The sequence below is a fragment of the Kitasatospora sp. NBC_01250 genome, assembly GCF_036226465.1.
GTDB lineage: Bacteria > Actinomycetota > Actinomycetes > Streptomycetales > Streptomycetaceae > Kitasatospora.
Map to the genome: position 1 here is coordinate 3,729,638 of NZ_CP108476.1, position 12,796 is coordinate 3,742,433.

General features: G+C 74.8%; 10 protein-coding genes. 5 read left to right on the forward strand and 5 right to left on the reverse strand.

All coding sequences use genetic code 11. The features are described 5' to 3' along the window. The first annotated feature begins 40 nt into the window (after nt 1–40). Nucleotides 41–544, forward strand: a complete 504-nt coding sequence (locus OG500_RS15150) for a metallopeptidase family protein (protein WP_327067201.1) — start codon at nt 41–43, stop codon at nt 542–544. 34 nt (nt 545–578) lie between these two features. Here OG500_RS15150 and OG500_RS15155 read toward each other — a convergent pair whose 3' ends face one another. From OG500_RS15155 to OG500_RS15165, 3 genes are all read right to left on the reverse strand, one after another. Continuing rightward, complete coding sequence (locus OG500_RS15155; RefSeq protein WP_327067202.1) at nt 579–2,279, reverse strand: DUF5719 family protein; 1,701 nt, start codon at nt 2,277–2,279, stop codon at nt 579–581. Then, complete coding sequence (locus OG500_RS15160) at nt 2,276–6,283, reverse strand: glycosyltransferase (RefSeq protein WP_327067203.1); 4,008 nt, start codon at nt 6,281–6,283, stop codon at nt 2,276–2,278. Before OG500_RS15160 ends, OG500_RS15155 begins: the two co-directional genes overlap by 4 nt. Nucleotides 6,284–6,537: 254 nt before the next feature. Beyond that, nucleotides 6,538–6,807, reverse strand: coding sequence for a WhiB family transcriptional regulator (locus OG500_RS15165; RefSeq protein ID WP_327067204.1), 270 nt, complete (start codon nt 6,805–6,807; stop codon nt 6,538–6,540). Nucleotides 6,808–7,578: 771 nt separating this feature from the next. Between OG500_RS15165 and OG500_RS15170 the strand changes: the two genes are divergently transcribed. Genes OG500_RS15170 through OG500_RS15180 form a run of 3 tightly spaced genes read left to right on the forward strand, consistent with a single transcriptional unit; the run spans nt 7,579 to nt 10,541 of the window. Continuing rightward, nucleotides 7,579–8,235 (forward strand): cysteine dioxygenase, encoded by a 657-nt coding sequence (locus tag OG500_RS15170; protein ID WP_327067205.1) that lies wholly within the window; start codon nt 7,579–7,581, stop codon nt 8,233–8,235. Between the two features lie 51 nt (nt 8,236–8,286). After that, a complete protein-coding gene (gene cofD / locus OG500_RS15175; RefSeq protein WP_327067206.1) occupies nt 8,287–9,246 on the forward strand; it encodes a 2-phospho-L-lactate transferase in 960 nt (319 codons plus the stop codon). After that, complete coding sequence (locus OG500_RS15180; RefSeq protein ID WP_327067207.1) at nt 9,243–10,541, forward strand: coenzyme F420-0:L-glutamate ligase; 1,299 nt, start codon at nt 9,243–9,245, stop codon at nt 10,539–10,541. Before cofD ends, OG500_RS15180 begins: the two co-directional genes overlap by 4 nt. Before the next feature lie 331 nt (nt 10,542–10,872). Here OG500_RS15180 and OG500_RS15185 read toward each other — a convergent pair whose 3' ends face one another. Next, entirely contained in the window at nt 10,873–11,529 is a 657-nt protein-coding gene (locus OG500_RS15185) for a class I SAM-dependent DNA methyltransferase (protein WP_327067208.1), read from the reverse strand. 77 nt (nt 11,530–11,606) lie between these two features. Between OG500_RS15185 and OG500_RS15190 the strand changes: the two genes are divergently transcribed. Further along, nucleotides 11,607–11,831 carry a hypothetical protein gene (locus OG500_RS15190; RefSeq protein WP_327067209.1) on the forward strand — a complete coding sequence of 75 codons (225 nt, stop codon included), beginning with the start codon at nt 11,607–11,609 and terminating at the stop codon, nt 11,829–11,831. A 17-nt stretch (nt 11,832–11,848) separates the two neighbouring features. Here the strand turns inward: OG500_RS15190 and OG500_RS15195 are convergent, their stop codons facing one another. Beyond that, nucleotides 11,849–12,781 (reverse strand): DNA-3-methyladenine glycosylase family protein, encoded by a 933-nt coding sequence (locus OG500_RS15195; protein WP_327067210.1) that lies wholly within the window; start codon nt 12,779–12,781, stop codon nt 11,849–11,851. Nucleotides 12,782–12,796: the final 15 nt, after the last annotated feature.

Sequence of the window (12,796 nt, forward strand, 5' to 3'; positions counted from 1 at the left end):
GTCCATTTCCTGGCCTCCAAGGACTACGCTCGTCACTGATATGGACAGCTCCGCACCGCCACCGCCCGCGTCGCCGCCACCCGCGGGGTCGCCGCCCGGACCGCCGCCGCCCACCGCGCCGGCGCCTGGTCCGCGGCGCCGCGACCGGCACGGGCGCGGCCTGCGCGGGCCGCTGGCACCGCCGCAGGTCCCGCTCTCGCTGAGCCGCTCCGAGCTCTTCGAGGACTACGTCCGCGAGTCGGTCGAGCGGCTGGAGCGGCGCTGGCCCCAGCTGATCGACGTCGAGTTCGAGGTCGACGAGGTGCCCGAGGCGCTGCCGGGCGAGCCCGACGCGCCGGCCGGCGGCGGGGTGCCGCTCGGCATGGTGGTCGCCGCCCGGCAGGGCCGCAAGAGCCGGATCGTGATCTACCGCCGCCCGGTAGAGATCCGCGCCAAGACGCGCGACGACCGGGCGGCGCTGGTCCACGAGATCCTGATCGAGCAGGTCGCCGAGCTGCTCGGGCTCTCGCCGGACGCCATCGATCCGCGCTACGACGAGGACTGACAGCGGCTCAGGCAGTCTCTCAGGCCGGACCCGCTCAGTGCACCAGCACTCCCGGGTCCGGGTTGGCCTGCGGGATCTGCACGTAGCTGTGGTCGTCGTGCAGCGCCTGGATGGTGAACATCGGCACGTTGTTGCTCGACACCGCCAGCACCCGCGCGGCCACCACCGGGCCGCCCGAGACGGACTCCATGGTCAGGCCGAACGATCCGCTGCCGCCTGCGGGTTCGGGTGAGGCGAGGGAGATCGTCGAACCTGCCGGGACCTGGACGGTCTGGGTGTTCGGGGTGCCGCCGCCGGTGCCCGCCGAGGCCGTCACCTTGACGGTGGCGGCGTCACCCGTGGCAGTGAGCAGCAGAGTGGACGTGCCACCGCCGCGGGTGTCCGCCACGCTGGCCCGCCGGCCCACCGGGTCGGTGCCGGTCAGCCAGGCCGAGTCGCTCTTGCCGTTGGCCGAGCGGTCCACCCGCATGGTGGCCACCACCGGGGTCGGGTGCTGCGGGTCGCTGGGGGTCAGCCGCAGCGCGGAGGCCTGCTGGCGGGTGATCTGGCCGAGGTCGACCGCGTTCACCATGCCCGCCTTGACGTGGATCGTCTCGTGCCCGGCCGGGGTGAACCAGCCGTTCGGGCCGGAGAGCTGGACCTTCAGGTCGGCGTCGTCGCTGCCGCCGGGGGCGGCCACGATCAGCCGGGCCGCCGACAGGTCGCCGGGCAGCCCGGGGATCGTCACCGAGGCGGCCGGGTCCACCGAGGCGGGGATCCAGTCGGCACCGGCCGAGCCGTCGGCGGCGTGCAGGAACGCGCCGACCCGGCCGCTGCGCACGCTCACCTCCACCGCGAGGTCGCTGACCTGGTCGGTGACCACGCTGGTCAGCAGCACCGCCACCGAGCTGCCCGGCGGCACCGTGATGCCGGTGGCCGCGTCGCTGTCGATCGGGCCGTTGCCGCCGTACAGCCGCAGGTCGACCACGGCGGCGGTGGCGTCGGGGTTGGTCAGGCTGACGTAGTCCTTGCGGTCGCCCGCGGTGCTGGCGCCGGCGAACCAGAAGTGGGTGCCCGAGGGCGTGCAGTTGACCGCCGACAGGCCCTGGCCGTGCGGGTCGGTGACGGTGGTGGTCTGGGTGACCGTGAAGCCGGGGGCGTAGCTGCCGGTGGCGATCGCGGTGGTGCCCACCGCGCTGTCGCCGTTGTCCGCCTGGGCGCTGACCGGAACACCGGGCTTGGCCAGCGTGACCAGGGCGTTCGCCTGGCCGGTGTTCTGGGCCTGGCTGGGCGACGGCGAGGCGGCGGGCGAACCGGAGGGCGCGCCGGACGGGCCGGCGGCGGCGGGCGCCGGCGGGGTCACGTCGCGCACGGTGGCGCTGCCGCCCTGGGCCGGGCCGCCGCTGCCCGGGGTGAAGGCGGTGATCTGGGTGCTGCCGGTCACGCCCTGGATCGGCTGCGGGCAGATCACCGCGGTGCGCTCGACCTGCGCGCCCACCGGAGCCCCGGCCGGCGGCCCGGCGGGCGAGGCGGGAGGACGCAGCTCGGCGACGCCGAAGACCAGCCCGAGCACGGCCGCGCAGGCCAGCAGCGACACCCCGGCGCGGCTGCCGCCGGGGCCGGCGGGGGTGGCGATGGGCGTGCCGGCGGGCGGCGTGTGGCCGGTGGGCGGCGGGAAGCCGGCGGGCTCGGCGGACTCCGCCGGGCCGGACGGCTCGTCGGCCGAGCGGCCTCGGGAGAAGGCGGGCAACTTCATCGCGGGTCAGCTCCGTATCGCGGGTCAGCTCCGTCGTGGTGCTGCGGGTGGCCACCGTAGGAGGGGGCGTCCGGGTCGTACGGCTGCCCCTGCCCCTGGCCCTGGCCCGGCAGCCACGGCTGCTGCTCGCCGCCGCCCTGGTAGCCACTCTGGTCGTAGCCGCCGTAGCCGTACTGCGGCGGGTAGGGCTGCTGGTTGTACGGGTCGCCCTGGTAGCCGGGGTCGGCGTAGGGCTGCTCCCCCGGCTGGGCCGGGACGGCGCCCTGGCCGGGGTACGGCCCCTCGGCGTACGGCTGCTCGCCCGGGTAGCCCTGCGGCTGGGCGGCGTAGTTCGGCTGGTAGGTCTGCTGGGCCGCGTACGGGTCGTAGCCGTAGGGGTCGGCCTGGCGGAAGTCCTCCTCGCCGTAGCCGCCCGTCCGGTACGGCTCCTGGCCGTACGGGTCGGCCGGCCCGCCCGGGTCGGCGCCCGGGTAGGGCTCGCCGGTGGGCTGGGCCGGGATGCCGGCCGGACCGCCGTACACACCGGGATCCGCCTCGCCCTGCTCCTCGCCGGCCTCGCCCTCGCCGCGCTCGGCCAGCCGGCGGGCCCTGCGGCTGCCGGGTACCGGCGCCTGGGCCTGGGCGGCGGCGGCCAGGGCGGCGGCGGCCAGCGCCTCGTCGGGCAGGTCGTCGTCCTTGGTGTTGCGCCGTCCGGGCAGCGCGAGCACCAGCAGGGTCAGGCCCAGCAGCAGCTGCACGCCGATCCAGCCGGTGTGCAGCAGCGGGGTGTCGCGGTCGACGGTGAGCTTGCCGCCGCCGGCCGGCAGCTGGAAGCCCTGCGCCCAGCCGTCCACGGTGACCGGGGTGAGCTTGCTGCCGTTCAGGCTGGCCTGCCAGCCCGGGTCGGCCTGCTCGGCCAGTCGCAGCACCCGTCCGGCCGGGCCGGCCGGGATGGTGGCCGTGATCGTCTCGGTGCCGGACGGGACCGGCACCGGCGCGGCGTTCTGGGCGGTGATCACCGCGCGGGTCGCCGGGACGCCGCTGACCTGCCAGAGCGCGCTGTTGTTGTCCTGGTTGCCGCCGATCAGACCGGGCGTGGTGTCCAGCACGTTCTGGACCTTGGCGATCATCGGACCCTCGACCAGCACGTAGGCCACGCCGTAGCCGGCCAGCGCGCTGGCCTGATCGGCGCCGGAGCCGGCCAGCAGGCTGCCGACCAGCTTGGTCAGCCCGGTCCTGGTGTCACCGCTGGTGTCCACGGTGCCCTCGGCCTGGCCGAGGGTCAGGCCGGCGCCGCGGACCAGGCTGAAGCGGACCGAGCCGGCCTGCGGGTCGCCGCTGAGCACCAGGGTGCGGGAGCGGTCGGTGGTGCCGGCCTCCTCCGCGATGAAGGCGGGCACCTGGCCCGCGCTGGAGCGGTGCAGCGGGCCGTCGGCACCGCTGACGGCCCACCAGCAGGCGGTGCCCAGCGGGGCCAGCACGGCGGCGGCCACCACCAGGGCGGCCACCGGCTGACGCCAGCCGAAGGCGATCCCGGCGACCCGGGCGTTCGCGCCGTCGGCACCGATCGCGGCGGCGGCCAGTAGCGCGACGCCGCTGAGCAGGGTGGCCGGGCCCGACCAGGCGGCCACCGGCAGGCCGCCGGAGGCCGGGGTGACGCTGGTGCCGGCCACCGCGACCGCGAAGAGCAGTCCGACGGCCGCCGCGCCCCAGGCCGCCAGCACCGCGCGGCGGCGGTCGGCGCGCAGCAGGGCGGCCAGCGCGGCGAGCAGCACGCCCGCCGAGAGCCAGATCGGCGGCACGCCCGAGCCGCCCGGGTTGACGAGCAGCAGGCCCGCCGCCGAGGCCCGGTGGCCGTTGAAGCCGGGCAGACCGGCCTCCAGCAGCAGCCGGGTCGGGTGCGCGAGCACCTGGGGGAACCAGGGCGCGAGCACCAGCACGGGCACGCCCAGGATCGCCACGACCCGGGGGCCGAGCAGGCGCAGCGCCGATCCACCGCTGCCGTAGGCGCCGCCGCGCAGCACGGCGGCCAGCAGCGCGGCCAGCGCGAGCGGCACCGCGATCGCCCAGGTCAGCGGCACGAAGGCGGTGCACACGGTGAGCAGCAGGACGGTCATCCAGGTGGACCGCCAGCCCGGGCGGGCGCCGCGGGCCGCGGTCTCGGCGCGGATGCCGAGGCCGGCCGAGACGGCGGCGGCCCGGGCGAGCGGGGGCAGCAGCACGGCGAGCACCGCGGTGCCGAGCCGGCCCTGGGCGATCGCCCCGGTGGCGGCGGGCAGCAGCGCGTAGGCGGCACTCGCCCAGCAGCGGACCACCTTGGAGCCGAGCAGCGGCCGGGAGACCAGGTAGGCGCTGACCGCGGCGAGCGGGACCGCGAGCACCAGCACCAGGGTGACGGCCAGCGCGGCGTGGTCGAACAGCAGCCAGGAGAACACCGAGAGGACCGCGAGGTAGGGCGGGGCGGTGGCGGTGCTGCCGGTGCCGATCGGGTGCCAGGCCGCGGCGTACATGTTCCACAGGCCTGACGCGCCGTCATCGGCGGGCAGCAGCGCGCCGCCGAGCAGCGAGCCCGAACCGAGCAGGTTGCGGCCCGCGACCAGCGTGACGAGCAGCAGGGCGGCGAAGAGCACCGGCGCCGGGCGCCGGGCCAGGCGCTTGATCAGCGCGAACTGCTCGACCTCCAGCACGTCCTGGTCGTCGTCGCCGCCGGTGGCCTCGACCGAGCCGTGCCGGCCGATCGCGTTGTCGTCCGTGCCGCCGATGCCCAGCGAACCGATCGCGGTCTCCACCGCCAGCCGGGCGGTGGCGCCGGGCGGCGGGAACAGACCGCGGTCGTCCAGTGCGTCGAAGGAGCGGGTGCGGGCACGGCGTTTGCGCGCGGCCAGCACGCGCGGCAGCCGGACCAGTTCGTGGCCGAGGCCGGCCACCTCGTCCAGCGCCTGGCGCGGGTCCTTGCCGACCAGGTTGGCCAGCACCCGCAGCACGGTGCCGAGCACCAGCCGCAGCAGGACGTAGGGCAGCACCAGGCCGCGGGAGTTGGCGAGCAGGGTGTAGACGGCGCCGGCCTTGTCGACCCGGTGCGGGTGGGCGGCGCCGCAGTCGATCGCGCGGCGCTCGCGGCTGGCGGCCTCGGCGTGGCGCAGCACCGCGTCGGGGGCGACCACCACCCGGTGGCCGGCGGCGTTGACCCGCCAGCAGAAGTCGGTGTCGTCGCGCATCAGCGGCAGCGCCTTGTCGAAGCCGCCGAGTTGTTCGAAGACGTCGCGGCGCACCAGCATGCCGGCGGTGGAGACGGCGAGGACGGGCCGGACCTGGTCGTGCTGGCCCTGGTCCTGCTCGCGCCGGTCCAGGCCGGTCCAGCGGCGCCCGGAGCGGGCGATGGTGACGCCGACCTCGAGCAGCTGGCGCCGGTCGTACCAGCTGCGCAGCTTGGGGCCGATCACGGCGGCGGAGGGGGTGCTGTCGGCGACCTGGAGCAGCCGGCGCAGCGCGTCGGTCTGCGGTTCGCAGTCGTCGTGCAGCAGCCAGAGCCACTCGACCGGCTGGGTCTCGCGGGAGCTGCCGGCGTTGAAGTCGTCCGCCGAGGCGAGCGGGTCGCCGAAGTCGTCCCAGCCGCCGGTGACCGGGTCGTAGCCGGACGGGTCGAGGCTGTAGGGCAGGTCCTCCGGACGCAGCGGCGGGCTGTTGAAGACGGCCTCGGCCACCGCGGTGCCGAAGCCGGCCCGGCGGCCGAGCACGGTGGGGCCCGACTCGGGCAGCCAGTCGCCGAGGGTCTCGCGCAACAGCTGCGGCGAGGTGTCGGTGCTGCCGGTGTCCACCGCGAGGATGCGCTGCACCTGGCGGTCCTGGCCGAGCAGGCCGGCCAGCGCCTGGGGCAGCCAACGGGCGCCGTCGTGGGTCACGATGACGGCGGTCACCAGGTGGCGCGGGTACGCGGGCGGCCGGGCGCCGCCCGGCCAGCCGCGGTTCAGCTGGGGGGATGACGGCTGGTCTGGGTAGCCGTGCTGCTGGCTGTAGGCAGTCATCGAGTGCGCGGGCCCCGGTTCCGGTGGACGGCAGGTGGCGCACCACACTAACGGCTTCGGCTGAGCGCGATGCCCACCGGTCCGGGGGCTGGGGACGGCCCGGGCCCGGCGCCCGACGGGCCAGGGTGGACGAGGGCCTCAAGGGGCGCACGGAAATGCAAAAGCGCCCCGCCGTATCGGCGAGGCGCTTGCACAACCGCGGTGGATACTGCACAGATTCTGCAAAGAAGAGGAAAGTCCGGTCGGATGCCGCTTCAGATCGCGCTCTTCTTGAGCCGCCGACGTTCGCGTTCGGACAGGCCACCCCAGATTCCGAATCGCTCGTCGTTGGCGAGGGCATACTCCAGGCATTCGGACCGCACCTCGCAGGCCAGGCACACCTTCTTGGCCTCGCGAGTGGACCCACCCTTCTCGGGAAAGAAGGACTCGGGGTCGGTCTGGGCGCACAGCGCGCGCTCCTGCCAACCGAGTTCCTCTTCCTCTTCGATGTCCTCACCGATCAACAGCTCAAAGAGCTCGCTCATTGGCGCGCCTCCTCTGCCCCTCTTGGCGTCCCCGTGCGTGTGTGCCGCAGGCACCGACTCCTGCACTGGGTTCGGCCGAACGACACGACTGAAATTACATGTGCGTCACTCTGGCTCAGTCAAGCCGAGCTCTGGTATTGGGTCGCGAATTCACTCCCCGGAACCAAGCGGCTACAAATAGTGTACATATTCGGACAGAACGGACTTTCCGCAGCTCGCGGCCGAGGCGCGTCATCCGGACCCCTCGCCTCCGTCCGTTGGCGGAGACGAGCACCGAGCCGATCCGGTTGCCGACGCCGCCCTCGATGGCTAGAAGCCACGGGTCGGAGCCGCCGGCGCACCGGGTCTGACCTGGGATCAACCAGGTCAACGGCCTCCCTTCCCGGCAATCTGGACATCGAAACATCGAGTCGGACTTATCACCTGATTCGGTGGTTCGTCCGCGATGTCCCTCTGATGGCCCTACGGGCTGGCTTGACACGAACCCCGACTACCCTGTCTGCTGTAACGCATGTCAGAGTCCTACGCCCCGCAGAGCCGCCACGTGCTGCTCCAGCGTGCCGCGAGCGCTCTGTGTTGCCGTCGCTGCTCCTGTTGTCTCTAGGCGCGTCGGCTTTTTCCCTCTTCCGGGTCCTCCATCCCTGACCCGGACGGTTCCCAGCCTCGGCGCGCCGCACCAGGACCACCGAGGCCGCCCGCGCATCCGACCCCTGTTCCGCGGACCCGGCTCCCCCGCCCCAGCTCCGCCGACCAGCCGCCGAGGACCGCATGATGCGTGGCCGAATCCGCCCCCGTAAGCGCAACCGCGACCGCAACAAGCCCAGCCGCCAGGCCGCGGCCGCCCGCCGCCTGCCCGCAGCGCTGCCCGCCGCCAGCTGGGCGGACGGGCTGAGCGACGTGAGCATCGCCGGCGACCCGCTGGCCTTCCCGCACCTGGCCCGCACCGACCTGCCCGCCCACCCGACCACGGTGGCCGACTACGTCCGGCTGGTCCGCGAGATCGCCGCCGACCACGACCGCTGGGCGCCGCTGGTCCGCTACGACGCGCTGAGCCGCTGGTACGCCCGGCTGGAGACCGGCCCGGGCTACGAGGTCTGGCTGCTCAGCTGGCTGCCGGGCCAGAGCAGCGGCTTCCACGACCACGGCTCCGCCACCGGCGTCATGACGGTCGTTCAGGGCGAGCTGGTGGAGCGCTCGCTGACCGTGCCCCAGCACGGCGCCCCCCGCTCCGGCGCCCACGGCGACGAGCGCACCCGCACGCTGCGGCCCGGCGGACACCGCGTCTTCTCCAGCGGCTACCGGCACGAGGTGGTCAACGCCGCACTGGAGCCGGCCCTGAGCATCCACCTCTACTCGCCCGGCCTGACCGAGATGAACCAGTACGGCCCCGCGGCGGTCGAGCGCGAGCTGGAGGCGGAACTGCCGTAGGGCGGTGGCCACAACGACAGGGCCGCGGCGGCCGCCTGGCAGGATGGGCGCATGCGTATCGTGGCACTGGCAGGCGGGATCGGGGGTGCCCGCTTCCTTCGCGGGCTCAAGGACGTCGTGGCCCCCGGCGACGAGATCACCGTCATCGGCAACACCGGGGACGACATTCACCTCTTCGGGCTCAAGGTCTGCCCCGACCTGGACACCGTGATGTACACGCTCGGCGGCGGCATCCATGAGGAACAGGGCTGGGGCCGGGCCGAGGAGAGCTTCGCGGTCAAGGACGAGCTGACCGCCTACGGCGTCGGGCCGTCCTGGTTCGGGCTCGGCGACAAGGACTTCGCCACCCACATCGTGCGCACCCAGATGCTCGGCGCCGGCTACCCGTTGAGCGCCGTCACCGAGGCGCTCTGCGACCGCTGGCAGCCCGGGGTGCGGCTGCTGCCGATGAGCGACGACCGGGTGGAGACCCACGTCAGGATCACCGACGCGGAGGGCACCCGCGCGATCCACTTCCAGGAGTACTGGGTCAAACTGCACGCGGCCGTGGACGCCGAGGCGATCATCCCGGTCGGTGCCGACACGGCCAAGCCCGCCCCGGGCGTGCTGGAGGCGATCGCCGCGGCCGACGTGATCCTCTTCCCGCCGTCCAACCCGGTGGTGAGCATCGGCACCATCCTGGCCGTCCCGGGCATCCGGGAGGCGGTGGCCAGGGCCGCCGCCCCGGTGGTCGGGCTGTCGCCGATCATCGGCGGCGCGCCGGTGCGCGGCATGGCGGACAAGGTGCTGGCGGCCGTCGGAGTGACGGCCTCCGCCTCGGCCGTGGCACTGCACTACGGCGCCGACCTGATCGACGGCTGGCTGGTGGACGAGGCCGACGCCGACGCGGTGGGCGAGGTCGAGGCGGCCGGCATCCCCTGCCGGGCGGTCCCGCTGCTGATGTCCGACCCGGCGGCCACCGCCGCGATGGCCCGCGCCGCGCTGGAGCTGGCCGAACAGGTGCGGTCATGAGCCGTGCCCTCGAAATCCTGCCGGTCCTCGGGATGCCCGAGGTCGAGCGGGGCGCCGACCTCGGCGAGCTGATCGTCAAGGGGCTGGAACTGCGCTCCGGCGACGTCGTGGTGGTCACCTCGAAGATCGTCAGCAAGGCCGAGGGCCGGCTGATGCAGGCCGACGACCGCGAGGCGGCGATCGACGCCGAGGCGGTGCGGGTGGTCGCCCGGCGCGGCCGTACCCGGATCGTGCAGAACCGGCAGGGCCTGGTGATGGCCGCGGCCGGGGTGGACGCCTCCAACACCGCGCCCGGCACCATCCTGCTGCTGCCGCTGGACCCGGACGACTCGGCCCGCCGGATCCGCGCCCGGATCCACGAGCTGACCGGCCGCCAGGTCGGCGTGCTGATCACCGACACCTTCGGCCGCCCCTGGCGCAGCGGGCTGACCGATGTGACGATCGGCGCTGCCGGCGTGAGCGTCCTGGAGGACCACCGCGGCCGTACCGACAGCCACGGCAACGAGCTGGCCCTGACCGTCACCGCCACCGCCGACGAACTCGCCGCGGCGGCCGACCTGGTGAAGGGCAAGGCCACCGGCACCCCGGTCGCGGTGGTGCGCGGCCTGCCCGAAGCGGTCACCGAGGCGGACGGCGCGGGCGTCAGCCCGCTGATCCGGTCGCTGGAGGACGACATGTTCCGCTACGGCACCTCGGAGGCGGTCCGCGCGGCGGTGACGATGCGCCGCACCGTGCGGGAGTTCAGCGACGAGCCGGTGCACCCGGAGGCGGTCCGCCGCGCGGTGGCCGCCGCCGTGACCGCGCCCGCCCCGCACCACACGATGCCGTGGCGCTTCGTGCTGCTGGAGACGGAGCAGGCCCGCACCGCGCTGCTGGACGCGATGCTCGGCGCCTGGCGGCGCGACCTGCGCGAGCTGGACGGCTGGGACGAGGAGCGGATCGCGCGGCGCACCGCGCGCGGCGACGTGCTGCGCAAGGCGCCGTACCTGGTGGTGCCCTGCCTGGCGATGGACGGCTCGCACCACTACCCCGATGCCCGGCGGGCCGGGGCCGAGCGCGAGATGTTCACCGTGGCGATCGGCGCGGCGGTGCAGAACCTGCTGGTCACGCTGGCGGGCGAGGGCTACGGGACGGCGTGGGTGTCGTCCACGATGTTCTGCCGGGACACCGTGCGCGAGGTGCTGGACCTGCCCGCCGGCTGGGACCCGATGGGCGCCGTCGCGGTCGGACGGCCGGCGACCGTGCCGCCGGACCGCGAGGAGCGGGCGCCGGATCCGTTCATCACCGTGCGGTGAGTTGAACCGGCTGTTGAGCTGAAAGTCGGTCGGCGCCGGGCGCATTGAACGACTTATTGGTTCCAACAGGTGATTCGGCGTCACCTCGGCTGGCCTCCCGGCCCGACTGGTCAGGACGATGGCAGCGCCACCGAGTTCAGGTTTCGGCGGCGCTGCCATGAGGAGATCCTGATGAAGCTTCGTTTCTGGGCCGTCGCCGCCGCCCTCTCGCTGACCTCGCTGTTCGTTCCGGTCACCGGTGCGGGGGCGGCACCTGCCGGCCACCCTGGGTCCGGCACGGCCACGTGGGTTCGTTCGTCGCGGGTGTGAGGGCCTGCTCGCCCCTCGGCGCCTACTCGCCGGTCCGGGCCTTGCGGAACAGCAGGCGCGCCTGCGGTGCCCCGCCCGGGCGCGGCGAGTCGGTGATCAGCCGGGTCTGCGGCACCAGACCCGCCTGCGCGGCCAGGTCGGTGATCCGGTCGGGCGACAGCAGGTAGAGGTCCAGCGCGATCCGGTGGCCGTAGCCCTCCTCCTTGCGCCGCCGCTCGTCGCCGACGTGGAAGCCGAGCAGCAGGTGGCCGCCGGGCGCCAGCACCCGGTGGAACCCGGCGAGGACCGCCGGCAGCACCTCCGGCGGGGTGTGGATGATGGAGTACCAGGCCAGGACGCCGCCGAGCCCGCCGTCCGGCAGGTCGAGGGCCGTCATCGAGCCGACCTCGAACCGCAGCCCCGGGTGGTCCCGACGGGCCACCGCGACCATCTCCGGCGACAGTTCGATGCCGAACGCGTCCACCCCGAGGTCGTGCAGATGCGCCGTCACATGGCCGGGACCGCAGCCGACATCGGCCACCGGGCCACCGCCCCCGGCACGCACGAGGTCGGCGAAGGCGCCCAGCACCGCGCGGCCCGTGCGGTCGTTCCGGAAGGCGTCGCGCACGAGGTCGGCGTAGTCGGCGGCGACGGTGTCGTAGGAGGCCCGGATCTCGCGGAGATGGGTCGGCTCGGTCACCCCGCCGAGGCTACTCCCGCGCGGGTGCGCCGGGCACTGTGGCGCCGGGCACCGCACGGGCGCGAGAGAATGAGCGGATGAACGAGAACATCCCCGACGACGCCCCCACCTCCGCCATCGAGCGCCGCGCCCAGCTTCTGGAGGCGATGCGCCTGGGCGGTGGCGGCTGGGACTGGACCCGCGCCCGCGAGACCTACAAGGTGTACCCCGACCCGCGGACCGTGCGCCGCGACCTCGAACAGCTCCGCAAGGCGGGCTCCGTCTACCGCGACCGCGAGACGGGGCTGTACTCGGTCTCGTGAGCGGCGGCTGACCGGGCTCACCGCCGCCGGTGGTCGTTCGGCGCCAGCCGCGGCCCGTAGCGCGGCGGGCGCAGGCCGCTGAGCGCGATCAGGCGGCAGACGCGGTGGCGGTGCGGCGCGTACGGGGCGAGCAGGGCCAGCAGGTCGGCGTCGTCGGAGCGGGGGCGCCCGGCCAGCGCCCAGCCGACGATGTTGGGCAGGTGGAAGTCGCCGACCGAGACGGCGTCGGCGTCGCCGTTGCTGCGCTGCAGGGTCTCGGCGGCCGTCCACTCGCCGATGCCGGGGACGGCGGTCAGGCGCGCGCGGGCCTCGGCGTGCGGCATGCCGGCGGCCTGCTCCAGCCGTGGCGCCAGGCGGACGGCGCGCTGGACGGTGGCCGAGCGCTTCGGGTCGACACCCGCGCGGTGCCACGCCCAGGACGGGATCAGCGCCCACTCCCGGGCCGAGGGGGCCACCCGCATCCCCGCGGCCACGCCGTCCGCCTCCGCGCCCGGGGCCGGGGTGCCGAAGTCGCGCAGCAGCAGGCGCCAGGCGCGGTAGGCCTCGTCGGAGGTCACCTTCTGTTCCAGGACCGCCGGGATCAGCGACTCCAGCACCAGGCCGGTGCGGCACAGCCGCAGCCCGGGGTGGGCGCGCTGGGCCTCGCGCACCGGCCCGGGCGGCAGCGGCGCCAGGCCCGCCGGGTCGTCCTCGGCGCCGAGCAGCACCGGCAGCCGCTCCAGCAGCCAGGCCGCGCCCGGCCCCCAGGCCCGCGCCCGCACCTCGCCGTACCGCTCGACCACCCGGATCGTGCCCGGCCCGGCCGGGGTGCGCGAGGCACGCCAGAGGGCGCCGTCACCACCGAGGCGGCAGGCCGGATCGCCCGGGCCCCGGCTCAGCGGGGCGAGGGTGCGGTGCAGGTCGAGCGGGTGGCCGGGGAGCCAGACCCGTTCGAGCGGGAGGTCGCTCACCCTGCCAGTCTGCCG

What these genes read in the sequence shown, in the direction of transcription:
- OG500_RS15150 (WP_327067201.1), top strand. Translation starts at nt 41, where the DNA reads ATGGACAGCTCCGCACCGCCACCGCCCGCGTCGCCGCCACCCGCGGGG.
- OG500_RS15155 (WP_327067202.1), bottom strand. Translation starts at nt 2,279, where the DNA reads ATGAAGTTGCCCGCCTTCTCCCGAGGCCGCTCGGCCGACGAGCCGTCC.
- OG500_RS15160 (WP_327067203.1), bottom strand. Translation starts at nt 6,283, where the DNA reads ATGACTGCCTACAGCCAGCAGCACGGCTACCCAGACCAGCCGTCATCC.
- OG500_RS15165 (WP_327067204.1), bottom strand. Translation starts at nt 6,807, where the DNA reads ATGAGCGAGCTCTTTGAGCTGTTGATCGGTGAGGACATCGAAGAGGAA.
- OG500_RS15170 (WP_327067205.1), top strand. Translation starts at nt 7,579, where the DNA reads ATGCGTGGCCGAATCCGCCCCCGTAAGCGCAACCGCGACCGCAACAAG.
- cofD (WP_327067206.1), top strand. Translation starts at nt 8,287, where the DNA reads ATGCGTATCGTGGCACTGGCAGGCGGGATCGGGGGTGCCCGCTTCCTT.
- OG500_RS15180 (WP_327067207.1), top strand. Translation starts at nt 9,243, where the DNA reads ATGAGCCGTGCCCTCGAAATCCTGCCGGTCCTCGGGATGCCCGAGGTC.
- OG500_RS15190 (WP_327067209.1), top strand. Translation starts at nt 11,607, where the DNA reads ATGAACGAGAACATCCCCGACGACGCCCCCACCTCCGCCATCGAGCGC.